Genomic DNA, 24,302 nt, shown 5'->3' with positions numbered 1-24,302 from the left:
TCTATGCTTGAATACAATCTCAGACCTTCATTTCGACAAAAGCTGATGTTTTCCAACACCTTGACTTCCCCGGCATTTATAGCAGCATCTGGGGTATTGATTATTACCGTTATCGCCTTATTTACAGCCCCCTATATTGGTATGGCCGATAATGGCGATTTCTTTCGCATCACTTACAGCAACGGGCTTTATTTCAACCAGCCGGACTATGACAGTCAGTACTTTGGCTACTTTATCAAGCAGTTCGGAATCTTTCAGTATTACAATGAGAACCAAGCGATTCTGAGCTCTTCCCAGTCGTTGTTTATCAAGCTGGCGATCGGCCTGAACAAGTTGTTGTATAGCGATAAGGTGTTTGATGTTCGTTTTCAAGCTGCGATGTATACCATACTGTATGTGTGCGCTATTTATATTCTGATAGAATCGATTACGTGGAAAATGTCCCGCAAGCAAGGGCTGCTAATTGCAGCGATTGCTATTTTTATCTTTGGCGATACGGCCTATACGGCTTTTTTTAACTCCTTTTTTGGTGAAAGTGTGGTCACGATCATGATGATTTTCGTGTTCGGTTCCTGGCTGGCATTATACCGCAAACGATACAATGACTACGCGATGCTGGCCTTATTGGTCACTAGCACGGTTATCCTGACCACCTCCAAGCAGCAAAATGCCCCAGTGGGCATGATTATCTCCGTGCTAGCCATCACACTTATCTGGATTCGCAAGGATGCTTTCTTTCGCTGGCTGACTATGGGCTCTGTAATCTTTATGATGCTCACTGGTGTTGCCACCTACTTGAATATTTCCAAAGAATTTGTGGATATCAACCAATACCATGCCATGACCCGCGGGGTGCTAAATCTGTCCTCGAACCCGGAAGATACACTGAAGTCCTTTGGCATCGATGAACAGTACGCCATTTTGAAAGGGACGATTTACTATGAGCAATACAGTACGATTGATGTGAAATCACCTATTCTCCAGAGAGAGTTCTACAGTCAATACGGGTTCGGTCCGATTCTGAAATACTATGCCAGCAATCCGGGGCAGTTGACTTCTATTCTGAATGTAGCTGCCAAAAGCGCGTTTACAATAAGGCCGCCGGCGATGGGGAATTACGAGAAATCTGCGGGAAAAGAATATGGTGCACACACCCTTTTCTTCTCTGGCTACAGCCTACTTAAACAAAAGCTTGCTCCTCATACATTCGGTTTTGTTGTTATCTGGGTGCTGGTAATTCTGGGATTGTACATGCCATCCTGTATAGCAGCTGTCAAGGAAGGGAACCTGCGGGGAATTCAGCGCATGGCGCTCGTGCTGGCAACGATGGGCGTAGGGGTATCGGGTATCTTGGTTTCGATTATCGGAGCGGGTGATGCCGATTTATCCAAACACGAATTTCTGTTCACGTTATCGTTCGATCTCGTAACCTTCCTGGCCGTGTCCAATGTCATTGGCCGTTCCATATTCAAGGATGTAGAGCGGAATACAACCGGTGCTTATAATCCGGAAGTGCATGAGGGTGTGGGCGCGTGAGGAATCGAGTCGCAATGGTTGTACTGCCGTTATTTCTCTGTCTGCTGCTCCTTACGCCTACCCCTGCGCAATCTGCCGCCGCGCCGCCGCGTGTCCTGCTGCTGTTCGATAGTCTGGCGAAAGGGACCGTACGCGAGGGCAATGTTGATGAGCTTCAAAAGCAGCTGGCGGCCTACAGTGCGCAGGTTACACTGGTGCACCTCGATCAATATGTTAAAGGCTCCATGAGTGATTATTCCAATGTGATAACGGTAATAAATGCCGCTGATATTACTACTGACAATCATGTTTTTCTGGAGGATTTAGCGGATTATAAGGGGCAATATTTGCATATTGGGTATAACCCTACGGCTGACACGAAAGAGGCACTGCATCTATCGGTGGCTATACAGCCTGGCGGTAGCGCGAGTCTAAGGATTGGCGGGTTGCCGGAGGCAAACCTGCAGGTGCAAGATATGCCTTATATTGCCGCAAGCCAAGCAGAGCGGTCATATGGGAATCTGTTGTTTCTCGGAAGCAGTGTACAGGTTCCTTATGCTGTGGGCAGTGGGAAATATACGTATGTCCCTTATCTGAAACAGGGAGATGGAAGCTCACTGGCGATGGCCTGTGTGCTGAGAGAGTGGCTTCATATTACAGATACCCCTCATTCGTATCTCGTATTAAAAGAGATTTATCCGTTCACTGATCTAAACCTGCTGCAACAGATGGCCGACCAGTTATACCAGAAGGGCATTCCTTTCATTGCGAGTATCCGCCCCGTCTTTACCAATACTGATTTTCCGGCAATGCTGCGGTACCTGGAGGCGCTGAAGGCTGTTCAAGCCCGTAACGGCAGTATTGTGGTTAATGTCCCGGTGATTGGCCCCGTCATTAGCCGGAGCGACGATACGCTGCGGGAGAAGATGAGCATCTTCATCAATCTGCTGGCAGATCAGGGCGTTGCGCCACTTGGAGTCGGAGCAGAAAGCTACTGGACCTATGACAAGGAATATGCACAGACCGGCCTCCTTTTCTTTGACTCGGCAGTGCTTTTTCCTAATAAGGAACTCCATTATATGGAGCAGACCAATACATCGAAGGCATTTATCTCCTCACTATACAGTGTGCCACTGGATGATCTAGTGACACAATACAAAACAGGGAGCAGTGGACTGACAGATCTACCAATGGACACCGCTATAGTCGCCGATTTTCCGGAGGATGAAGCTGGAATGGAGAAGCTATTGCAGAAGCTGGAGCAGTCCTGGATTCCTTTTTCAGATTATAAGCAGGAAGCACATAGGGTGGCTACGGATACCCATATCATTACCTCTTCGCAGGGCGTGATCTCTATAAATGGTCAAGAGCTGAATATAGATTACAGCCCCAAGGCTGTGAGCGCAGACTTCGAGTATGAACATGAGCAGGTCAAGAGCTTCACCAGGCTGTTCAGTGTACAGAACCAGTTCTTTATTGTGGCGATTATCGTGTCCTTGGTGTTCTTCGGCGGGCTGCTCGTTATCGGCTACCGGATGTATCGCCGTAAATATATGAAATAAGAAAATAATTTGTTCTTAGGAGAAAACCATGACAATCTCGGATGTGTTGATGGTAATCGCGGTGGTCTGCATCTGGTCACTGCTGCTGGTGAATGTGGTTCTTATTATTGCCGGATACTTGTATTACATTAAATCTGAAGATGAAGAAGTACCTGCGATCAAGGGTGAGATCCCCTTCGTCTCCATCATGGTACCGGCCCATAATGAGGGCGTTGTCATCAGTCGGACGGTGGAGTCGCTGCTGGAGCTGGATTACCCGCATGACCGCTATGAGATCATTGTCATCAATGACAATTCGTCGGATAATAGCGCGGAACTGCTCGGGAATATCAAGGATCGCCATCCTGAGCGTAACCTGATCGTGATCAATACGGATGCTATAACAGGCGGTAAGGGCAAGTCCAATGCCCTCAATATTGGTTTCACCCACAGCAAGGGGGAACTGATCGCCATCTATGATGCTGACAATACACCTGAGAAAACGGCGCTGAGGTATCTCGTTGGGGAGATTATGAATGATGCTACCTTAGGCGCGGTGATCGGGAAATTCCGAACCCGTAACCGTGATGCGAGCTTAATGACCCGGTTTATTAATATTGAGACCCTCTCTTTTCAATGGATGGCGCAGGCAGGCCGCTGGAAGCTGTTCAAGCTGTGCACCATCCCAGGCACCAACTTCATTATGCGCAGATCGATTGTGGAGAGTATCGGTGGCTGGGATGTCAAGGCGATCGCAGAGGACACGGAGATCAGCTTCCGCATCTATATGATGGGCTACCGGATCAAATTCCAGCCGAAGGCTGTGACCTGGGAGCAGGAGCCACAGACGGTGAAGGTCTGGTTCAAGCAGCGGACGCGCTGGGCTAAGGGCAATATATATGTCATCGTTAAAAATATCCCGTTACTCTTTAACCGATCTGCGAAGCGAGTCCGCTTCGATATCCTGTATTTCCTGTCCATCTATTTCCTTCTTCTGACCTCGCTCGTGACTTCTGATATCCTGCTGATTCTGCATGCGTTGGGTTATGTACATACGACTATTGCCGGATTAAGCAACTTTCTTTGGCTGCTGGCGGTTATCCTGTTCATAGTAGGTACTTTTATTACACTGACGACGGAGAAAGGCGAGATGAGCGTCTCCAACCTATGGATCATCTTGCTGATGTATGTCTCTTATTGTCAGATGTGGATGGTGGTTGCGGCCTATGGATTGTATAACTATATGAAGGATCAGATCTTTAAACGGGAAGCCAAATGGTACAAGACCGAGCGTTATTAACACCGGACGGCGGGCAGAGCTTGAACCCGCTGTCGATGGAAGAGAAATACAAGACAACAGGAGAGTTCAACGATGATAAAAAAACAACTGGCAATATGGGCGGTCTGCCTCACCCTTTTCCTGGTCCCCTTGCATGTCGTGGCTGCCGAAGTTCTTCCTGGAGCCCAAGGGAAGAGCTATGAGACTTTCTTTACCGGAACCGACTCCTCATTGACGGGGACAAGCTCCCGGCAGCAGTTCTTTGAGATCATGGATTACTGGAATGTACAAGATCTCAAGATCAACCTGCATTTTCAAATTTCGCAAATTACAGAAGATCAGTTGTCGAGTGTGACCCTGTCGCTCAACGGCAGTCCCTTCTACACCTTCCGGCCCTCACTTGGGAACAACGGGGAGCAGCAACTGATCATCCCGGCACCGAAGGGATTCCTGAAGCAAGGGACGAACACGCTTAGCATTCAGGGATATTTGCGGACCAAGATAACTGACGATCAGCTCTGTACTATTGATAATACGCCGGATAACTGGCTGCATTTGTTCAATACCTCAAGTGTAAGTGTAGTCTACACGCCGAAAGCCCTGACTGGAGGCATTAGCGACTTCAGTAAGCGTTTCTCAGGCATTGATATGGTCAAAGGGGGCAAAAGCCTGCTCGCCGTGCCAGAGAACGCCACGGGTGTGGAGCTGGAAGCAGCGTCTTACGCTCTCTCCGGGTACGCCAAGGCCAATACAGTGAATGACCGCACCATTGCACTGCTTCCTTACCGGAGCGATACCGTTCAGGATAAAGAAGCGGTAGTGCTGGTAGCTATGTATGACCGGCTCCCCGCCAACCTCAAGGCCGCAATTACTGCATCGGAGGATATGGGGACTCATGCAATCATCCAACTGGTCAACAAAGACACACGGCCTACGCTGGTTGTCACCTCCAGGGATGAGAACCTGCTGATTAAGGCCGGTCGGCTGCTCAGCAATGGACAGCTTACCCGTCAGATCAGTAGTGATCTGAAGGTTGTCGGTGATACGACAGAGGTAGCTACGCCTCCGTTCGCCCTTAGCTCCAATATTACTTTTACCGAGAGCGGGGACAAGCTAACCGGACCGTATCATCAGGAGCAAACTTACTTTGTCTCGTTGCCTTCCAACCGTTCGATTGCCGATGCCGGTAAGATCAGTCTGGATCTCCGCTATGCGCAAAATCTGGACTTCGACCGTGCGATGGTGACGGTTAGCATCAACGATACCCCGATCGGAAGCAAGAAGCTGAATCGGGAGCTGGCGAACGGGGATACCCTGAATCTGGCCATTCCGCAGAATCTGAACATCTCGGGCAACTTTTCGGTCAAGGTGGCCTTTGATCTGGAAGTAACGAACGCGATCTGTACGCCGAATACAGAGCAAATGCCATGGGCGTATATCGGCAAGGACTCTATGATGCATCTGAACACAAAGGACCGCACCGATCTCTTGTTCAACAACTATCCGTATCCGTTCCTGCGCGATGGGGTCTATAATCATGTCGCCATAGTGCTTCCGCAGATGTTGGATGATTATACGTTTCGCAGCGTATCTAATGTGATCAATTTGCTAGGCCAGTATGCGGATGGCAATACGGGTGATATCCAGTTCTATCAGGATAATGTCAACGCAGACCGTCTGAAGAACAACAATATCATCGCCATCGGCAGCTACAAAGACAATAAGGTCATCCGTGATAGTAATGACAAGCTGTATTTTAAATACAATACCGACGGCACTAGAATTACCTCGAATGAAAAAATGAGCATTGAAGACAGCTATGGTGGTGAGATCGGTACCCTGCAGTTGATCGAATCACCTTTTGCAGCGGGCCGGGGGATGCTGGCTATTACGGGCGTTAGCTCCGATGATTATTATGTGGCTTCCAGGCTGCTCGCCACCGAGAAAGACAAATGGAAGGTGTTCGGTGATGGTGTAGTAGCCGACAAAGATGGCAACGTCAGTGCCTATCGCTTTAAGACCGTCTCCGGTGCCGAGAAGGACTCGGCAGTGCAGCAAGTCCTGGAACGAGGCGACGTGCTCGGCTTTGTAGTCGCAACCGTGCTGGTCATTGCGTTGGTGCTGGTATCCTTGATTCTGCTGCTTCGCAAACATATGAAGAAACGTGGTGATAAGCGTGAGACGTAATCGCAGCATCCTGGTATCTGATGCCGCCTTTCTGTTATTCCTTGTTCTGGCCTACATCTGTATTGTGTTCATTGCCGGGTCACCGAACCATTACATCCAGAACATTATCATCCTGAATGTGGCTTTTATCCTGGCGGTAGTTACCTATTTCACTACAGTGACGGCCGGACTGGTGCTGAACCTTGCGTTTATTTTCGGATACGGATTCTTTATTATGTTCCAGACGATATCACAGGGAGAGACCATTGGTCTGAACACCTATTTCTGGCTTATTATGACCCCGCTTCTAACCGTTGTGGTCTGGATCTTCACGCTAGGCAACCGTCAGCTTCAGACTGAGAATGAGAGCCTCAAGAAACGGGCAGCTCAATTGGCAACAGTAGACGAAAATACCGATCTGCGCAATAGTGTGGCGTTCCAGAAGGATGCCAGCCTGTTCACCGGCATTTCTACACGGTACAAGATTCCTTTAACCCTTCTTGTGGTAAAGGTTAAGTACTGGGATGAAATCCGGCGTTTGATTCCGGAAGAGCAACTTACAGAGGCGATCTATGATCTTTCGCAAATCAGCCAGTCCAGTATCCGCACCAATGATGCGATCTACCTGCTGGATAAGGATGATGCCACATGGGGACTGCTGCTGTTCACAGACCGCGACGGGGCGAAAATCGTTATTGAACGGATCAAGGACAAGCTGCTGGAGCTGAACGATAACGGGTTCATGAGTAAATACAAGGTTAAATTGGGACTAAAGATTGGGGCTGTGCAATATCAGCCTGACACTATCGAGAACCCGCTCGATTTCATTGTCCAGGCCAAGAAACAGCTGGAGTACGATGTATGATTAGGTAAGACTACAGATTTGTTGAGCTGCATAAGCTGAACTTAAGAATTAGGCAAGCTGACTTGAGAATGCCCTATAAAGATAAGGATATTATCAATCAGCAATGTGCTATTCTTAAGTTCACTTTATATACAAGTGGATTATAAATAACTGATTTTGGGAATGCTGTTTCATTAAGATTGCTTTCATGTCGGAGTTAGCGTATGATGTAGACATGACTTAATTCGTAATATTTACGATTTGAATCCATTTACTCAGAAAGAAGGTCATCGGCCATGAGAGAAGGCATACATCCCAGAATTAACCAGGTCATATTCCTGGATGCCAGCGTAGGTTTCAAGTTCCTCAGTACCTCCACCAAGTCGTCTAATGAGACCATGGAGTGGGAAGATGGCAACACCTATCCGGTGATCCGTGTGGATGCCAGTTCTGCCTCCCACCCGTTCTATACTGGTAAGCAAAGAGAAACAGAAACCGGCGGACGCGTGGACAAGTTCAAGCAGCGCCTGGCGCAGAAGAAATAGACACTATTCCTGACCAGACAACCCTTTTAAGTGGAGGGTTGTCTTTTTTGTCTACTCAGAGTCTGTTTCGGTCCATTCAGGAGGTCACAGCCTGCATAATTAGTGTTAGAATTAAAGGATCGTACAATCTATTACGCGCTGAAGGAGAGTCAGGATGTCACAAGAGATCAAGGTGGATACCGAGCTAAGCAGCGGAGATGTTCAGGAGTTTAACCTGTGGTTCAGCCTGAATAGCAGAATCATCGTCACTTCGTTCAGTGTGGTTGCCTATTTCGCAATCATGCTGGCAATAACTAAGAATTACAGCACTTCCAGTCTGTCTATCCTCGCAGTAACGGCGGTTGGACTGGCTATCATTCTTTGGTTTATTACGCGGTCAAGTTTGACCAAAAAGTCGAAGAGGGCTTTTGAAAGCGACAATCAATCAAAGCTACCCCAAAGCTATGTGATCTCGGATGAGGGCATTCGGCATCAGTCCGATTCAGGCTCAGGGCACGTCAAATGGGAAGAAATATATAAGATTGGGGAGACGGCCAGTTTGTTTGCTTTTTTTGTCTCTGCCAATCAGGCGCTGATCCTTCCCAAACGATTTTTCCAGTCGGAGGACGACAAACAATTCTTCAAGGAATTGGCCAGAAAGCATATGTTCTCAAACCGGGTCAAATTTAAAGGATAACCTTGAAATACAGCGGCTACGTAAATATATCTACCAATCATTTCCTTAAGGATTGTGGAAGAATGATTCAATTGTTAGTGAGAGTGAGCTATAATGAGGCAAAGCTATCTAATAATAGGAGAAATTTTACATGCCGTGGATACAGGGTTATCCGTATTATTTAATCATGGGCAGTATTCTCAGTCTTTATATGGGTGTCAAGGCTTATCAGTTTCGTAAAACACCAGGAAGACGCTATTTATGGATTTTGATGCTGCTGGTTAGCTGGATATTTGCAGCGACAGCCGGAGAGATTATGGCTATTTCCTTTGGTGCGAAGCTATGGTGGAAAAACCTGCAGCAGCCACCGCTGTTTATGAGCACGATTTTTACATATGCTGTTATCAAGGACTACGTGTCCCGCTCAACGGCAGAGCTTCCGCGTCGGCTATTCCTGTATTCTATTCCTGTTTTTGCTTATGTGCTGCTTATCTTTACGGATTCCTATCATCATCTGATGCGCAGCGAGGTGGGCGTGGCAATAGAGGCAGGCATCAGCGGAGTCATGGTTCAACCTACATTACTCAGTATGTGTCTGATCGCCTATGATCAGCTTTTTGGTGTCTATGCCCTTTACTTGCTGACTGCCTCCATGTGGGGTGCTCCCAAATATTATCTGAGGCGCAATTTGCTGCTGCTTGGCGGACTTCTGGTACCCGTAGCTTCCATCTTTCTGCTGCCCATTCTGAAGATTACTGTTACAGGCTTCACTGCCTTTACTTATTTGCCGGCAACGATAGCGGCTTACTTCACCGTATTCAGAGATCCTTATCTTGCCCTGTACCCACTGGATAAGAATAAGATTTTTGAGAATATGAAGGATGGCATTGTTGTGATTGATCCTCACGACATTATTATGGATATCAATGAAAATGGTGCCATGATGCTATCTGATTTATCTGGAGAGTGGCCTTCGACTTGGCTTGGCAAGAATATTACTCCGTTGCTGGTACAGCATACGGAGCTTGCTCAGGCCTACAGGCAGAGACGAGCAGGTGAATATGAGATCGAAGTAGCTGGCCCGGGCGGCTCATACTATGGGGTCTCACTGATTGTAACAGAGCCTAATGAACTTGAGACAACAGGTATCCTGCTAGTCTTCAGCGACCAGAGCCAGAAGAAGCGTTACGAGCGGGAGTTGCTGCATCAGGCTACGGTGGACGATCTGACCGGGCTCTATAACCGCAGGCACTTTATGGGGCTGGTACAGAAGCATGGATTGCGGGAGGGGAAGGGCACAGCACTGCTGCTGTTCGATATTGATGATTTCAAATTAATCAATGATACATATGGTCACTTGGCAGGTGACCAGGCGCTGGTCGACCTGTCCAGTAAAATTCTGAGTGTATATAAAGACATCGGCATCTCGGGAAGAGTGGGTGGCGAAGAATTCGCCGTCTGTTTCTTTGCCAGCAGTGAAGCGGCGGCGCTGGAGGAAGCGGAGTTTTTCCGGACTATGATCAGGGAGCATGTCGTGAATTTGGATGGCCGGAATACCATCTCCCTGACCGTGAGCATCGGGATCGCCTTTACTCAGCGGGGTGATGTGACTTTCGAGACATTGTACCGGGAGGCGGATGAGGCGTTGTACTTGTCCAAGACCACAGGCAAGGACAAGGTCACCTTGGGTGGTCAGCCGCCAGTCGGCGAGGTTCTGAAGAGTTAACACGCAAGCAATAAATATAAAGAAGGCCTGACTCCATACTGGAGTCAGGCCTTCTTTGTGACAGGTGCTGCCGTTCGAACGGGACTGTTTTAACCGTTTTAAGGTTGTGCAGGCTGCACCACGATTTTGACGGCTGTGCCGATCGGTGGCAGACTCTTGGTCATCATCGGGGTGTAGAAGCCGATCACCTTGGCCCCTTTTACAAGGCTGCTGCTTTCTATGGCCTCGCCTTTTCCATTAACCACCTCGGTGTCCGCAGCCAGGCGAAGTACGATTTCACTTTGCGAAAGGCCGGTGAGGGGGTCGCCCTTCAGACGGAAGCTGATACCCCCATCTGCATCCTTCAGCACTTCCTCCACGTTGCCTGCGGTTCCAAGCAGGTCAGCTTGTTTCTTTTGATCCAAAACGGTTATGGAATACGTAGGGGTTTGCGGCGGTAAGCTGAAGGTGCTGATCATGGAATGTGTTGCCTGTACAGTCATCCCGATATGAAGATCGGTGAACGCAAGTGTCCCTCCGTCAGCCGACTTAAAGACAGTATCCGGGCCGACAGTGAGGATGATCCCGTCCGTACCTGCGCCTTGAATCTGCACAGATTTATATTTGCCGCTTTCGTCTTGGTAAACCGATGTGATAACACCAGTGTCGATCACAGCTTCTTGATCTTGAATGTCTGTATGAATAAGAATCGAGGCCCCTTTCACCGAAACAGATTGATGCAGCACTTCGCTGGCGAAGGAAGCCGGAACATACAGCTTGTCCCCCTTTAACACAGGGGCGGTGCCAAGCGGAGTGTACATTCTATTGATGACATAGCGGTCCTCGCCAGTCTTTACGGTTGTGAAAATATTACCTTGGCTCAGCTCAACTGATTTGGTCTTGCTGTTCCATTCCAGCTTAAAGCCCAAAGCCTCTGCCATAGCCCGCAAGGGAATCAGCGGTTCCTTACCTCCAGGAAGCTGATAGCCGGTATCTGTAAGGGCAGTTCCGTTAATCTCAATCGTGAAAACTTGTTGTCCTGCGCTCGCTACAGAGTGTTGCGCACTGTTATTTTGGGTAGTTGATGCTGGCTTGGCAAGAGCCGAGCCTGTGGTTAATGCCATAGATAGCGTTAAGAGGACTGCGCTGGTTTTAAGTACGTTGTTGTTCATGTTGTAATTCTCCTTTAATCACGAGTAGTTTAGGCCATTGTTACTTATCTGACGCCGGTTTCTTCCAGAATGTTGCACCTGATGAAACGAAACCTGCAAACTGGTGGGCGAAAAATCTCAGTAGTTTCAGGCAAATACATCGAATCAGCGTTTATTTGTAGTAAAATGAAAATATTAACAAATTAAGTCATGGGGAGGCGCTATGGAGCAGTTCAGAGAACGGATGAAGTCTGTACAAGAGCGGCAGAATGAGCTTCTACAAGACTACGGAAAGCTGATCGCTGAATATGAAAGTCATGACTTGGTGAATGAGCATGAGGCACTGAAGAAGAGATATGACGAGCATCTTATGATTCTGGATGAATTCAGACTTAAGGCATCCCGGCTGGAGGTGGAGAACTCCGAGCTGCGTATTGCTCTGTCAGAACAAATGATGGATGAGAAGCGTAATATTCTCCGGGTTTCACAGCAGAAGCTGCATACTTATTTTGCATCCAGAAGCCGTGGCTATGCAGATCGCCTGACGGCTCTCGAGCAGGAGGCTAAACACCGTTTGGAGCGGATGTACAGCACGGCTAACCGTCAGTTGGGTGAGGATAAAGAGGTAATCACCGCCCGGCTTGGGGGCATTGCTGCTGAATTGAACCAGACAATTCAGTTACGGCGCGAGCGGCAGAGAGAAGCTGAGCAGGTTCTTCAGGCCGGGTTTGGGGATAAATACCGCGAGCTTGAAGCCGAAGGGATTAGCGAGGAGGTTCTGCAGCGTAGAAGGAAGCAGAATCAGATCGAGATGAAGATCGGCTTGAACTGGATCAACCGGCTAGGTATTCTGCTCCTGATCCTCGCTGTCGGTGCAGGGTTCAAATACAGCTATTCTACATGGTTCAATGACTACATGAAGGGCAGCGCCTTTTTCCTGTTGGGGGCCTTGTTGCTTGGCTCCGGGGAATGGCTGTTCCGCAAAGGGAGGAATGCGTTCGCCCTGGGTCTGCTCGGCGGAGGAATCTCCATTCTCTACGGCTCCATCTTTTACAGCTACTTTCTACTGGAGATTATAAGTATCTATGTTGGGTTGTCCCTCTCTGTACTCGTGACGTTAACGGCAGTGCTGCTGTCACTGAGGTATGAGTCCCGGACGATCTGCTCGCTTGGCCTTGTCGGCGGATACCTGCCTCTTTTTTCCTACATACTGGCGTTTGGACTGGAAGGGAGCGCAGTTTATGCCGCGATGGGTTATCTATTTCTGCTGAACCTTTCGGTGCTGCTGATCTCGCTGCGCAAGCGCTGGGTGGTCGTTAATTACATCAGCTTTCTGTTCAATACGCCATCCATGCTTATGCTGATCGTGCTGTCTGGCAGTAATGGCGTAAATATGCTGTATGCAGTGCTGACTTTTGCCATGTATCTGGGTATTACGCTGTGGTATCCGTTCAAGTATCGATCCAAGCTATCCTGGTGGGACTTCGCCTTGCTGGGCTGCAATACGCTGGTTAGCTGCATCACCTTATACGTGCTATTAATAGATGCGGGATTGGGTGATTATAAGGGTGCGCTGGCATTGCTCTTCTGCCTTATGTATTTAGGACTCGGTCGAATGCTCGAGATGCTGATGGTACAGGAGAAGCAGAGTATGCTGCTATTCTATGCCACCTCATTAACCTTCGCGGTGTTGATGATTCCCTTTCAGTTGGGTGCAGCTTGGTGGTCCATCGGCTGGCTGGTCGAGGCAGTTGTGCTAACCGTATACGGCAGCCAGCATCGGTTCAAGGGGCTGGAACGGGCAGGATGGGGAATTCTGGTCCTTTGCCTGGGAGCCTTCTTCGGGCTGTCGGTGCCAATTCAGATGATTATGGAAAATGCGGCACTGCCTAAAGGCGATCCCTATTTTGCCTTGAAATACGCTTTTATTACTACCGGTATGCTGATTATTGCTGTGTGGTATGCCGTCCGGCACCAAAACAAAGAGACGTCGGCAGTGAGTGGGTTAATGGAAACTCGGTTGGCCGTCTGGTTTAAATATGCTGCTTTACTGAATGTTTGGGCCTTTCTACTCTATGCGTCAGGCCTGCTCTACCAACGGGTGGTTCCCGATGACTTCACACATACGGTCTTCTATCGCTGGGTACTGGCCGCTGTGATCTCGATAATTCTGGCCTATGTACTGCCGAAAGTGAGGATTCTGTTTGATACTGTAGTCAGGTATTTCGTCTTACTGTTATATGGCGTGGGCTATGTTATTTGTATCGGAATTACGGCAGGGCTACCGAGCCTGGAAGGCGAACTGGCGCAAAATACGTCAGCCGATTATATCGCGCTGGGCCTGCTTGTAGTCTTCAACATTTTCGTCTGGTTCAGCAGCCGCGATGTGCTGGTCGCCATCCTAAAGCGGGAATATCGGAGCATGGAGCTGTACCCTGTCATTATGGGCATTTATCTGCTCGGCATTATTACTGCATTCCTCGGTGTGCAGCTTCAATTACATGATGCCGGTCTGATCTTCAGTCTGGTCTATCTTCTGCTGGCGGTGCTGTTCATTCTGTATGGCTTCAGCCGACGGTATGTGTATATCCGCCGCTTCGGCCTTGGGCTCACACTCTTGGCAACAGGCAAGCTGCTGCTATATGACTTGAGCCTGCTGGGCGCTGGTCATAAGATCATCGCGTATTTCAGCTTCGGTGTCTGTCTGCTCGGAATCTCCTACCTGTATCAAAAAGTATCCAACAGAATGGAGGAGGCTTATGCGGAGGCAAAGACGGATACGCAAGGTTAGTATCAATCTGCTCCTCTTAAGCTGTCTCGGACTGAGCGGGTTAGGAGCAGTTATTCTCCCGCCCTACCAGACCCTTGGAATAAGCGTTGCAGAAGCGGCTTCATCCAAGGGGGATGGGGCAGAGAAGAGTGGCCAATGGCGATTCACCAAGGACATCGAGCCAGGCGGTGATGCGGCATATCAGGAGTTTTTTCTCGACGAAGAGGTATATCAGCATGCCAACGCCGGCTTGAGAGACTTGCGGATTGAGGATAGTCGAGGACAGTTCGTCCCTTACTACCGGGAATCAGGAGAGGCCGAGCAGAAAGAGCAGAACATTAGCTACAAGACCGACTTAATCCATAAATTCAATAAGGACCTGGAGACGACCTTTGATTACAGGGTGATCCCGAATGAAGAGAACCGTGATATTCAGGGCAGCAGGCTGGAGTTCGATCTGCCCGAGGAAGCATTTTTGAAGCATGTCCAAATATTCGGCGGGTATGACGGGAATACGTGGGAACCTCTGGGCAAGGGTAATCTGTATAGGGCTGGAGAGTTTGCACAGAGTGGTATTGATTTGGGCTCGGCTTACAAGTTCACCTACTACCGTCTGGTGGTCCAAAATAACGCGGAGAAACTGGAATTTGGTTTAAAGAGGCTGATGCATAAGACAGCTACGGTGACGATCCAAGACTTCACGCGGCAGCGAGAACCTGTCTATGAGATGAAAGAGGATGGTTCGAAGACGCAGCTTGTTATCCATAATGATAACCGGCTGAAGGTATCGGCGATCCGGCTGGAGACGACCGGGAATTTTACACGTGCTTATATGCTGCATGATGACAGTGGAAAGGAACTTGGTACTGTAGGGGGGAGCAAGCTATATCGGCTTGATTTCAAGGATTCCCGCATTGCCGGGACAGATATTGTTCTTCACGAGCCCACGACTGCACCTTACTTCACAGTCACCATTGAGAACCAGGATGATTCTCCGATTCCGCTCCAGGGAGTCCAAATGGATTACTTGTTGGATAAGCTGGTGTTTCCCGTTGATGGGGATGGGCCATTCCGGCTAGTGTATGGGAACAGTGGGGCTGTAGCACCCCAGTATGACATTGTAAGCTTCAGGAACCATATTGAAGGGGAGAAGATAGGCACAGCCAGATTGGGACCTGAGAGCGCCTTACCAGAGGTGTCAGCTATATCTTCTACCGGGTGGCACTGGCTGACTGGTGCCATGGGGTTTAACGCTGTGATTATTATTGTATCGCTGTTGTTGATGATCTTTCTGATCCGTAAGCTGAACCGGAAATAAGTTGAAAAGAGTCCCGTATCCAGCGGCGTGTGCCATTTTGACTGGATACGGGACTTTTCGTGGATATAGAAGAGGGACCCTTGAATTGCAGGGTCCCTCCGTCAGTGGCCGGCTATTGAATAGCCGGCCTTATTATTTTTAGATTACACCTTCAGCGAGCATAGCATCTGCTACTTTCTTGAAGCCGGCGATGTTAGCGCCAACCAGAAGGTTGCCCGGATGTCCATATTGTTCAGCGGCTTCTACGGACTGCTTGTAGATGTCGACCATGATATCATGCAGCTTGGCATCCACTTCTTCAAAGCTCCAGGACAAGCGCATGCTGTTTTGAGCCATCTCCAGTGCAGATACGGCTACACCGCCAGCATTGGCAGCTTTGGCCGGTCCGAACAGAACGCCAGCTTTATGGAACTGTTCAATGGCTTCCAGAGTGGATGGCATGTTCGCACCTTCACCAACCGCTTTAACTCCGTTCGCGATCAGCTTCAGCGCCAGGGCCTCGTCGATCTCGTTCTGAGTTGCACTTGGAAGCGCGATGTCACAAGGAATTGTCCAGATCTGGGAGGAATCCTCGGTGTACACAGCGTTCGGGTGCTCCTTCACGTATTCGCTGATCCGTTTTCTCTCTACTTCTTTCAGACGACGGACAGTGTCGAGGTTGATGCCGTCTTCGTCATATAGGTAACCGGAAGAGTCACTACATGCTACGACTTTCGCGCCCAGCTGCACAGCCTTTTGGATCGCGTAGATAGCAACGTTACCAGAGCCCGAGACAACCACACGGCTGCCTTCGAAGGACAGGCCTTTGGATTTCAACATCTCATTGACGAAGTACACGGTTCCGTAACCTGTTGCTTCAGGGCGGGCATGGCTTCCGCCGTAGGTTACGCTCTTACCTGTCAATACACCGGCAGGGTAGCCGCCGCGGATGCGTTTGTATTGTCCGAACATGTAGCCGATCTCGCGCGCGCCGACACCGATGTCGCCAGCCGGAACGTCTACTTGTGGGCCAATGTAGTTGTGCAGTTCTGTCATGAAGCTTTGGGCGAAACGCATGATTTCGCCTTCCGATTTGCCTTTAGGATCGAAGTCGGAGCCGCCTTTACCGCCCCCGATATGCTGGCCGGTGAGGGCGTTCTTAAAGATTTGCTCGAAGCCGAGGAATTTGATGATACTGGAGTTCACGGACGGGTGGAAGCGGAGTCCGCCTTTGTAAGGTCCGATGGCACTGTTGAACTGTACCCGGTAGCCGCGGTTCACGCGAACTTTGCCTTGGTCGTCTACCCAAGGTACCCGGAAGAGAACAAGACGTTCCGGTTCAACAATTCTTTCGAGAATGGCGTTCTCTTGGTACTTAGGCTCAGCTGCCAGGATAGGAAGAAGGGATTCCAGAATTTCCTTAACGGCCTGGTGGAACTCAGGCTCATGCGGGTTCCGTTTCACAACGTTGTTGTAGACCTTCTCAACATAGAGTTGAGCATCGTTGCGGGAGATGTCTGTATCGATCGAAGGTACTAAGCTCATGAATTCAACCGCCTTTACGTATAATTATTTTTCTTCGGGTTTAATGCTTCTTCGCGTTACTGCTTTCACGCTGGGATATATTTTTTATTATTTTGGCATAAGAACGCGCCGCTAACAACTGTTTTTTGAAAAAAGTTTACTCTCGATGACACGTTTTTTTGCAGAAAGGGGTGAATAATTATACGTGTATGGGAGTAAATACAAGGCAAAACAAGGGTTCTTGGCTATATTTATGCGGGTAATTCCCGAATTTGAACGCTTTCGCACAGTTTGTGCGGAAGTTAAATCTCCCAGCTCAGGGCAGACTGTGTTACAATGGCTTTGCAGCAACTTGTCTTGTAAGGAGATGACTATCAATGAGCGAACAGGTAAATGAGCAGGAACTGGTGGCGGTGTTGTCCGCTAAGACTAAAGTGGATCCCGGATTGATCCGGTTGGTGCTGAAGCATGAGCAGACCTTTATTAATAAAGCCCAAGCTAATGCCAAGGGTGAGGTAGACATTGATAATGATGATCTAGTGGATTATATCACAGCTCAGCGTGATGTGAAGCTGGACGAGCTAACCGTGGAGACCCTTCTCGATGCGGAGATGGATTATCTTATGGACAAGGGACTGGCAGGATACATCGATTAAACTTCAGTTTTATTGATGTACAGCGGCTACCCTGAATATTGTCCTCTGTTTCTATGAATTAAGCAAGCATAAGTCGTGCACTTATGCTTGCTTAATTTTAGAAGTGTGACGGGTATTGTCCAAGAACAGCCTGCCCCTGATGGAGGGGCGGGCTGTTACCTGTTTTTCTGGCACGCAAGTTGCAAGGTTATTGGATACTGAATTTGAACTTCTCCCAGCCGTCAATGCTTGTGCGATTGGCAATCAGTGCGCTATTACCAAAGTTATCAGCCGTCACGTATCGGTTGTTGGCATTCGATAGTAGCGAGATGGTGCCGTCGCCATTGTCAATCCATTGGAACTGCTCCCAGCCCTGAACGGTGTCTCTGCTCGCAATGAGGCTATCAGCGCCGCCGTTCTCCGCTGTCACATATTTGTTGTTCGCCAGTGCTCTCAGGGAGATCCAGCCGCCGCCTGCATCGGCCACCTGGAATCTCTCCCATGTGCCGACCGTCGTCCGGTTGGCAATCAGTGGACTTGCGCCTGCATTATCCGCTGATACATACAGATTGTTCGCCATGGATTGGAGTGCGATGGTGGAACCGATCGGTACACTGCCGGTGCCGCCACCTCCGCCACGGGCCCAGATGTACGTACCTACAGTTTTGGCGGGGAGGGTGCCCAGGAGCTGCTGTCCTTCGGAGAGGATTTTGAAGCTCTTGGCGGAACTGGTCTGGTTAATAACGACCGTCACGATGCTGTTGTCGGGATTGAGGAAAGCCACATTGGTGACCGTAGCTGCAGAGCCATAATTGCTGTCTATTCGCTTGGCTCCTGGCTTCACGAATTTGGCGTACTGACCGATGAAATTGACTTCTGGTGCTACCCAATACGTATTGCGGTTCGACGTGCTCTGGATGAGCATGGTCGGCCCTGGTGTTCCTGTCCATTTCTCAGGCTGGATATTCTGGTCCAGCATTGTGACCCAGTTAGTGTAAGAACCCGACCAGTTGCGGAAATACTGCGCCATCCTGTCGGCTCCTCCCGTGCCCCACACGGCGCGTTCGGTCATTTGCATAGATTTACTCGGATAGGTGTTGCGTACCGCTGTCATGGCCGTAGGATCGCCGGAGTAGTCATGGAAAGCCACCCCTTCAATAGCCGCATTTGCTGCAGCGTTGTCCAAGACGCCAGGAAGATGTGTCCAGACCTCGCCGAAGTTATGATCGTACGCCCATAGCTTGGTGGAGATGCTGTAGGTGTCGAGCTGGGATTTCAAGGCGATCGCCAGCTCCCGTTCGTTGGCAGAGGTCAGGAGCATGCTTGGATAATCAGGCGCGGCATACAGCGGTTCATTCTGCAGAGTCATCGCATAGATGGGGATGCCCCGGCTTTGGTACTCCTGAATGGCACGACGGTAGTAGACCGCCAGATCATTCGTATTTTCCCGCTTCAAATAGCCGCCAATCAGGCTGTTGTTGGTCTTCATCCAGGCCGGTGCCGTCCAGGAGCTGGCGAAGATTTTGACCGGATTGCCGGTCTCGTTACCGATGGCGATGGCTCGCTGCACCGTAGAGACTATGTTATAGTCGATGTCCTTCTGGATGGAGAAGCTGCCTCTGGTATCCTCATAAGTGTAGAAATTGCGGCTGGTAAAATCAGAGGTTCCGAAGGTGATCCGGAAGAGGTTCATTCCCGCTCCGTTCACGGGATCAATCAATCTGCGCAGGACCTCGTCCCGCTTGGCCGCGGACATCAGAGACAGGTTATAAATAGTAGACTCTTCCAGCGATGTGCCGAATCCCAGCATATTCTGGTACTGGACGTCGGGATTTACGGTGATGGCTGTGGCAGTGGAGCTTGTGGGATTGGTGAGGGGGATATCGGCCTGCTTGCTTGTAGCATACTGGATACCGGCAGAGGCGGCGGCGGGGTTATTGTACCAGATACTGCTCCCCGGTGAACCTGTGGTTGATTCGGAGCTGAAATAGACCTGGGCAGCTCCTGGTGCGGCCTGAGCGGAAGGGGTCTGGAACGGTATGGCAAAAGAGGTGAACAGTACGGTTGCAGCTAACATCAGCTTGGAGAGCGGCCTGGGCCGGGCTTGCTTCTGTCTACGCTTGCGAGAGTGCTGAATCATTAAAATTCCTCCTTTTTAAATATAGTTGATAACGCTTACATTATAATAGGAAGCTTGTCTGAAAAAGTATGTGTTAAAATTTAGAAAATAGTCCTCATTTTTTAAAAAAATAAATAAAAAGGGCAATTCTTGACGTCTGAATGACGCGAAGAACGGCCCTTTTTCGAATATAGATTAATGTACAGCTGCCATCGGTGAAGCGGAGGAGGATTCCGGACGATCCGGTTCAAGCAGTGCATGTTTTTCCCAAGCCCGGCTCTTCCAGCGGAAGTACATGATTACTGCTCTTAACCATTCGTCTGCTGCTGTGGCAATCCACACGCCGGCAAGACCAAGGTGAAGTTTGAATACGAGCACATAACCCAGCGGTAAGCTCATGCAGACCATGGAGATCAGACCCATGTAGACAGGGAACTTCGCATCACCGGAAGCACGCAGGGAGTTGATGATCACCAGGTTGGTTGTGCGTCCTGTCTCCAGGAAGATGCTGAGCAGGATAACCTGGGCACCCATAATAATGATACTCTCATTATCGGTGAATAGTCCAAACAGCGGTACCCGGAATAAAATAACGATAACGTCAATAATAACGGTGACCAGCATGGCCCATTTTACACTGGAGAATACACGTTTATACGCTTCTTCCTTACGTCCTGCACCCACCAGATGGCCCACGATGATGGAGGTACCCATGGATACAGCTACACTGAATAGATAGATGTAGTTAGAGATGTTGAGCGCATACTGACGGGTAGCCATGGCTTCCGATCCCAAGTACGTAATATAGAGTGTGAACACAAGCTGACAAGCTTGATAGATAATCGATTCAAAAGCAGATGGAATACCGATCTTGAGAATTTGCATCACATAATTTTTGGACAGGTGCGTGTAATATCTCCATTTCACCCGAACTTCCATAATTCGGTAGAGCAGCCAGAAGAACAGGGCCAGACAGATCAGACGGCTCGCAACCGTCGAGATGGCGGCGCCTTCCACGCCGAGTGCAGGAAGACCGAAATGTCCGTAAATCAGCAGATAGTTGCCGATTACGTGAAAAATGTTCATCAGCAGGGAAATCACCATCGTCTGCTTGGTGAATCCATGCGTACGGATGGTGGCAGCCAGTCCGTTGATCAGCGCCTGAAAGAAGATCAGCCCGCCAACAATATTCATGTAGGAGAGCGCGTAGTCGAAAATATCACCCTGAACATTAAGCGCATGCAGCAAAGGTCTGCCCAATCCGAACAGCAGTGCGCTCAAGATTAGTCCCACCGCCAGGTTGAGGGTAATGGCATTCCCGGTTACTTCTGCGGCTTCCCGCGGTTTTTTGGAACCGAGGTACTGGGAGACGACGATAGATGCGCCGTTACCGATCACGCTAAGGACCAGAATGGCAATGGCGATAATCTGATTGGCTGCGCCTACCCCGGATACAGCATCGTCTGAGACGGTACTGATCATAAAGGTATCGACACTACCCATGAGCATGAACAGGAAGAGCTCCAGAAAGATCGGCCAGGTCAGCTTCATTAGATTAAATTGTTGATGATTTTTGTTTTCCATGATGCACCTTCTTAATTTATATATTTATACACGTATATCGTGTAAGTTCGTTCTACATAGTTTTTTTATCCTTCAAACAAAGTGTAATATTAGCACAGGTTTTCTGAAAATGCAGCATCTTTTCTCCGAAAATTCATGAAAATTGCTTGGATAAACTGGGTATAATACCCGCTGGTGAATTTGTCCGCTATAAATATAGGTATTTATGTGGAAAGAACGGCAGCGGGCGAGTGGCGTTTGCGTGGTTTTAAATGAGTGGTGCGGGCATTAAAAAAGCCGGGCAGAGGATAATTCCCTCTGCCCGGCTTTTTTAATGCTATGCTTTTTGCTCGAATAGCTTGGCTATTTCTACGATAACCTGAACCGCCTTCACCATGTTGTCGGCGGAGACGTACTCGAACTTCCCGTGGAAGTTCTCTCCCCCGGCAAAGATATTGGGGGTCGGCAGCCCCATGTAGGAGAGCTGCGAGCCATCGGTTCCGCCGCGGATTGGACGGATGATCGGCTTAATATCGAGGTTCACCATCGCTTCATGCGCGATATCAACGATCTGACGTACGGGCTCGATTTTCTCACGCATATTGTAATATTGGTCCTTGATCTCCAGAATCACATTATCATCCCCGTAGGTGCTTTTGAACTCGTCCACAATGGACGTCAGATGCGCCTTGCGGGCCTCGAACTGGTGACGGTCAAAGTCGCGGATAATATATTGCAGCTTGCTCTGCTCGGCCGATCCCTGAATGGAGATCAGGTGGTAGAAGCCTTCATAACCTTCTGTGAACTCAGGGGCTTCACCCGCAGGCAGTCTGAGATGGAGTGCCATGGCGATTTTGGAGGAGTGGATCATTTTCCCCTTGGCCGTTCCGGGGTGCACATTCACGCCGTTCACGGTGATTTTGGCTGCAGCTGCATTGAAGCTCTCGTACTCCAGCTCCCCAAGCGGCCCGCCGTCCATGGTGTATGCATAAGAAGCGTTAAAAGCGGCCACATCGAATTTATGCGGTCCGCGGCCGATTTCCTCATCCGGTGTAAAAGCCACTCTGATCTTTCCATGCTTAATCTCTGGATGCTGCAGCAGATAATTCATGGCCGTCATAATCTCAGCGATTCCCGCCTTGTCGTCCGCACCAAGCAGAGTCGTTCCGTCTGTGGTGATCAGCGTATGTCCCTTGTATTCAGCCAGTTCGGGGAAACTCTTTGTGGACAAGACCACATTGAGATCTTTGTTCAGAACAATATCGCTGCCGTCATAATTCTCTACCACTTGTGGTTTTACATTAGCTCCCGTGAGATCCGTTGCCGTATCCAAGTGGGCCAAAAAACCGATGGTCGGCACTTCCTTGTCTGTATTCGACGGCAGCGTAGCCATCACATAGCCATGCTCGTCCACCGTCACCTCCTGCATGCCAATCTCTTTCAGCTCTTCAACCAGCTTGTGAGCCAGCTCCATCTGACCCGGCGTGGAAGGACAGGTATCATTGTCTTCATTAGATTGTGTATCTATTTCTGCATATGAAATAAAGCGTGTCATCACTTCTTGTTTCAACTTGGCTCAGCTCCTCAATACAACATTTTCAAATCCTCTTTCTTTATAGTATCACGTTCCAACGCTGGTCTCATCCTCAAGCCGTCTTATAAAAAGATCAAAGTGGTTCCTTCTCCACCAGTCTGGCAGTGAGCAGATACCGGTCAGGCGCCGAACCAACGAAAGAGAATGGATAACATGTAATCAGCGTGAGGATAGGCTGTTCACTGGATTTGATCGCCCCGCGTTCGTCCTTGTCCACAATCACACTTCCAGTAATCTCGTACGTGAATTTTCCACTTGCGGTCTCCACCTCGATGGGATCATGGATTTCCAGCTCTCCGAGATTGCGGAATACAGTGTCACGATGTCCAGCCAGCACGCTGTTGCCGTCGGCGCCAATAGCCGCACTGCCAGCGTAGTGGCCAGCTCCTTTTTTCAGCTGAGGACTGTCTGTCCCTTCCAGGATGGCTACTTTTTTATTCAAGGTTGGGAAAAAAATCTCCCCGATCACCTCGCCCTCTATATAAGACGGCTTGGAGCCGGGTGCTGTCGAAGGGACGTTTATCATCCCTGCGGGGAGGGGTTGCTCTTCAATATGGGATAAATTTACAGCCTCCTCCCTCTTTTTCTCCCAGGCTTGCAGGGCTTGCCTGGCCTCTATAGGGGCTTTAACCACCTGCACGACAGCATACAGCAGCACAGACAAAGAGAGTATGAGGATCAGCTTCACGGCAATGACGGTACCGGAATGCTTCTTCTTCATACTCTCTCCTCCAGACTTAGGGAAATTCAGTTTACCCCTTCGATCTCAACCTGCGTAGAACGATGACACTGATTAGAGCTACAGCCAAGCTGATGAGAATCAGGTTATACCAAGGCTCCGCGGTATCCGGGAGCTTATCTCCGGCATCGGGAGCAGCCAGTGGCAGCTCATCATCGGCCAAGGTGATATCATTACCCGGCGAAGATGTCGGTGTTGGTGCTGGCTTTGCTGTGCTGCCAGCAGTAATGCCTGCACCCGGCGAAGCTTCTGGCGCAGTTCCGCCACTGTGATCACCGCCACCCAATGGGACCGCATCGTCGGTGATGATAATGTCGCGCGGCCCCGGCGTTGCCGTTGGCGTTGGGGCAACCGATGGTCCAGGCGTTACAATGACGCCTGGTATACCCGGCGAAGCTGTAGCCGTAGGCAGAGTTGGCGGTCCGGATGTAGGCTGATTAGTAGCTGAAGCCGTCGGTTCAGCGCTCGGTCCAGCCGAAGGTTCAGGCGAGGCCGTAGCAGATGGAGTCGGACTCGGTCCGGAAGACGGCTCAGGCGAGGCCGTTGGCGTCGGCCCAGTGCTAGGCTCTACCGAAGGTTCAGGCGAGGCCGTAGCAGTCGGAGTCGGGCTCGGTCCGGTAGACGGCTCAGGCGAAGCCGTTGGCGTCGGCCCAGTGCTAG

17 protein-coding genes and 1 pseudogene are annotated in these 24,302 nt (G+C 49.6%); 11 read left to right on the top strand and 7 right to left on the bottom strand.

Going from position 1 to position 24,302, the window contains the following annotated elements; translation table 11 throughout:
- Positions 1–3: 3 nt before the first annotated feature.
- The 8 genes from wsfD (at position 4) to HPT30_RS21500 (ending at position 10,271) form a co-directional block, all read left to right on the top strand.
- On the top strand, positions 4–1,536 hold the full coding sequence (gene wsfD / locus HPT30_RS21535) for a glycan biosynthesis hexose transferase WsfD (protein WP_175373386.1): 1,533 nt from the start codon (positions 4–6) through the stop codon (positions 1,534–1,536).
- A complete protein-coding gene (locus HPT30_RS21530) occupies positions 1,533–3,077 on the top strand; it encodes a hypothetical protein (RefSeq protein ID WP_175373385.1) in 1,545 nt (514 codons plus the stop codon). The genes wsfD and HPT30_RS21530 overlap by 4 nt, the downstream gene beginning before the upstream one ends.
- 28 nt (positions 3,078–3,105) lie before the next feature.
- A complete protein-coding gene (locus HPT30_RS21525) occupies positions 3,106–4,356 on the top strand; it encodes a glycosyltransferase family 2 protein (protein WP_175373384.1) in 1,251 nt (416 codons plus the stop codon).
- Positions 4,357–4,428: 72 nt separating this feature from the next.
- Positions 4,429–6,522: a cellulose biosynthesis cyclic di-GMP-binding regulatory protein BcsB gene (locus HPT30_RS21520; RefSeq protein ID WP_175373383.1), complete on the top strand. Its 2,094-nt coding sequence runs from the start codon at positions 4,429–4,431 to the stop codon at positions 6,520–6,522.
- Positions 6,512–7,366, top strand: coding sequence for a diguanylate cyclase domain-containing protein (locus HPT30_RS21515; protein WP_175373382.1), 855 nt, complete (start codon positions 6,512–6,514; stop codon positions 7,364–7,366). Before HPT30_RS21520 ends, HPT30_RS21515 begins: the two co-directional genes overlap by 11 nt.
- 275 nt (positions 7,367–7,641) lie before the next feature.
- The gene (locus tag HPT30_RS21510) at positions 7,642–7,890 is read left to right on the top strand and encodes a type B 50S ribosomal protein L31 (RefSeq protein WP_175373381.1); all 249 of its coding nucleotides are present in this window, start codon (positions 7,642–7,644) and stop codon (positions 7,888–7,890) included.
- Positions 7,891–8,044: 154 nt separating this feature from the next.
- Entirely contained in the window at positions 8,045–8,566 is a 522-nt protein-coding gene (locus HPT30_RS21505; protein ID WP_175373380.1) for a YcxB family protein, read from the top strand.
- A 130-nt stretch (positions 8,567–8,696) separates the two neighbouring features.
- Entirely contained in the window at positions 8,697–10,271 is a 1,575-nt protein-coding gene (locus HPT30_RS21500; RefSeq protein ID WP_175373379.1) for a histidine kinase N-terminal 7TM domain-containing diguanylate cyclase, read from the top strand.
- Between the two features lie 98 nt (positions 10,272–10,369).
- Here the strand turns inward: HPT30_RS21500 and HPT30_RS21495 are convergent, their stop codons facing one another.
- Positions 10,370–11,422, bottom strand: a complete 1,053-nt coding sequence (locus HPT30_RS21495; RefSeq protein WP_175373378.1) for a copper amine oxidase N-terminal domain-containing protein — start codon at positions 11,420–11,422, stop codon at positions 10,370–10,372.
- Between the two features lie 202 nt (positions 11,423–11,624).
- On the opposite strand from HPT30_RS21495, the gene HPT30_RS21490 reads away from it, so the two are divergent.
- Both HPT30_RS21490 and HPT30_RS21485 read left to right on the top strand, forming a co-directional pair.
- A complete protein-coding gene (locus tag HPT30_RS21490; protein WP_175373377.1) occupies positions 11,625–14,192 on the top strand; it encodes a DUF2339 domain-containing protein in 2,568 nt (855 codons plus the stop codon).
- Positions 14,161–15,489: a DUF3999 family protein gene (locus tag HPT30_RS21485; RefSeq protein WP_175373376.1), complete on the top strand. Its 1,329-nt coding sequence runs from the start codon at positions 14,161–14,163 to the stop codon at positions 15,487–15,489. Before HPT30_RS21490 ends, HPT30_RS21485 begins: the two co-directional genes overlap by 32 nt.
- 138 nt (positions 15,490–15,627) lie before the next feature.
- Here the strand turns inward: HPT30_RS21485 and gdhA are convergent, their stop codons facing one another.
- Entirely contained in the window at positions 15,628–17,013 is a 1,386-nt protein-coding gene (gene gdhA, locus HPT30_RS21480; RefSeq protein ID WP_175373375.1) for an NADP-specific glutamate dehydrogenase, read from the bottom strand.
- Between the two features lie 356 nt (positions 17,014–17,369).
- Between gdhA and HPT30_RS21475 the strand changes: the two genes are divergently transcribed.
- Positions 17,370–17,648 (top strand): hypothetical protein, encoded by a 279-nt coding sequence (locus HPT30_RS21475; protein WP_175373374.1) that lies wholly within the window; start codon positions 17,370–17,372, stop codon positions 17,646–17,648.
- Between the two features lie 187 nt (positions 17,649–17,835).
- Here HPT30_RS21475 and HPT30_RS21470 read toward each other — a convergent pair whose 3' ends face one another.
- From HPT30_RS21470 to HPT30_RS21450, 5 genes and pseudogenes are all read right to left on the bottom strand, one after another.
- A complete protein-coding gene (locus HPT30_RS21470; RefSeq protein ID WP_246317328.1) occupies positions 17,836–19,767 on the bottom strand; it encodes a glycoside hydrolase family 30 beta sandwich domain-containing protein in 1,932 nt (643 codons plus the stop codon).
- A 174-nt stretch (positions 19,768–19,941) separates the two neighbouring features.
- Positions 19,942–21,330 (bottom strand): MATE family efflux transporter, encoded by a 1,389-nt coding sequence (locus HPT30_RS21465; RefSeq protein WP_175373373.1) that lies wholly within the window; start codon positions 21,328–21,330, stop codon positions 19,942–19,944.
- A gap of 316 nt (positions 21,331–21,646) precedes the next feature.
- A complete protein-coding gene (gene pepT / locus HPT30_RS21460; protein ID WP_175373372.1) occupies positions 21,647–22,879 on the bottom strand; it encodes a peptidase T in 1,233 nt (410 codons plus the stop codon).
- A 97-nt stretch (positions 22,880–22,976) separates the two neighbouring features.
- Positions 22,977–23,624 (bottom strand): class D sortase, LPxTATN-specific, encoded by a 648-nt coding sequence (gene srtD / locus HPT30_RS21455; RefSeq protein ID WP_175373371.1) that lies wholly within the window; start codon positions 23,622–23,624, stop codon positions 22,977–22,979.
- A 31-nt stretch (positions 23,625–23,655) separates the two neighbouring features.
- A pseudogene (locus HPT30_RS21450) lies at positions 23,656–24,302 on the bottom strand (hypothetical protein); the annotation flags it as partial.

It is taken from the genome of Paenibacillus agri (assembly GCF_013359945.1).
Classification (GTDB): Bacteria; Bacillota; Bacilli; order Paenibacillales; family Paenibacillaceae; genus Paenibacillus_AQ; species Paenibacillus_AQ agri.
This window is presented reverse-complemented; position numbering and strand designations above follow the sequence as displayed.

What these genes read in the sequence shown, in the direction of transcription:
- HPT30_RS21520 (WP_175373383.1), top strand. Translation starts at nt 4,429, where the DNA reads ATGATAAAAAAACAACTGGCAATATGGGCGGTCTGCCTCACCCTTTTC.
- HPT30_RS21495 (WP_175373378.1), bottom strand. Translation starts at nt 11,422, where the DNA reads ATGAACAACAACGTACTTAAAACCAGCGCAGTCCTCTTAACGCTATCT.
- HPT30_RS21490 (WP_175373377.1), top strand. Translation starts at nt 11,625, where the DNA reads ATGGAGCAGTTCAGAGAACGGATGAAGTCTGTACAAGAGCGGCAGAAT.
- HPT30_RS21510 (WP_175373381.1), top strand. Translation starts at nt 7,642, where the DNA reads ATGAGAGAAGGCATACATCCCAGAATTAACCAGGTCATATTCCTGGAT.
- gdhA (WP_175373375.1), bottom strand. Translation starts at nt 17,013, where the DNA reads ATGAGCTTAGTACCTTCGATCGATACAGACATCTCCCGCAACGATGCT.
- HPT30_RS21485 (WP_175373376.1), top strand. Translation starts at nt 14,161, where the DNA reads ATGCGGAGGCAAAGACGGATACGCAAGGTTAGTATCAATCTGCTCCTC.
- HPT30_RS21505 (WP_175373380.1), top strand. Translation starts at nt 8,045, where the DNA reads ATGTCACAAGAGATCAAGGTGGATACCGAGCTAAGCAGCGGAGATGTT.
- wsfD (WP_175373386.1), top strand. Translation starts at nt 4, where the DNA reads ATGCTTGAATACAATCTCAGACCTTCATTTCGACAAAAGCTGATGTTT.
- srtD (WP_175373371.1), bottom strand. Translation starts at nt 23,624, where the DNA reads ATGAAGAAGAAGCATTCCGGTACCGTCATTGCCGTGAAGCTGATCCTC.
- HPT30_RS21475 (WP_175373374.1), top strand. Translation starts at nt 17,370, where the DNA reads ATGAGCGAACAGGTAAATGAGCAGGAACTGGTGGCGGTGTTGTCCGCT.
- HPT30_RS21470 (WP_246317328.1), bottom strand. Translation starts at nt 19,767, where the DNA reads ATGATTCAGCACTCTCGCAAGCGTAGACAGAAGCAAGCCCGGCCCAGG.
- HPT30_RS21525 (WP_175373384.1), top strand. Translation starts at nt 3,106, where the DNA reads ATGACAATCTCGGATGTGTTGATGGTAATCGCGGTGGTCTGCATCTGG.
- HPT30_RS21500 (WP_175373379.1), top strand. Translation starts at nt 8,697, where the DNA reads ATGCCGTGGATACAGGGTTATCCGTATTATTTAATCATGGGCAGTATT.
- HPT30_RS21465 (WP_175373373.1), bottom strand. Translation starts at nt 21,330, where the DNA reads ATGGAAAACAAAAATCATCAACAATTTAATCTAATGAAGCTGACCTGG.